Origin of the sequence: Ancylomarina longa, from assembly GCF_003996985.1 — a bacterium.
Classification (GTDB): domain Bacteria; phylum Bacteroidota; class Bacteroidia; order Bacteroidales; family Marinifilaceae; genus Ancylomarina_A; species Ancylomarina_A longa.
Window position 1 is genome coordinate 1 of sequence record NZ_RJJX01000298.1, and the last position, 374, is coordinate 374.

Annotated in this window: 1 protein-coding gene; it reads right to left on the bottom strand. The window is 30.4% G+C overall.

Features of this window, described 5'->3' with window-relative positions:
- Positions 1-253, bottom strand: a 253-nt coding sequence (locus tag DLK05_RS19265) for a hypothetical protein (protein WP_209319982.1), incomplete at its 3' end; no start/stop codon positions are given.
- Positions 254-374: the final 121 nt, after the last annotated feature.

The window sequence follows — 374 nt, forward strand, 5'->3', positions numbered from 1 at the left end:
GAATAAGCAAAATAAGTAAGTGAGTAGAATTATCTGTTACMTATTGCAATTTACTATTATCTACATAAAACCACTCATTTCCATCAAGTGTAAATAGCTGAAGTTCAATAACAGAWATGAAAACCGAAAGAAATTCACAAGAAACGAGAACATTGAAATCATTCATCCAACCATCTATAATCACAACAATGATGAGAATAACAATGAAGTGAGTGTTGCATCTGACTTTAGCTTCTTCTTCTTCTCCTCTCAATCTTTATATTTTTCGGTTGCTTTCAATTTATATCAATTCAATAATGATTGTAATGTGTTCATTTTCAATGTTACATCATGACAATCAACTACTAGATCGTCTTGTTCATCTTGTTGAGTTG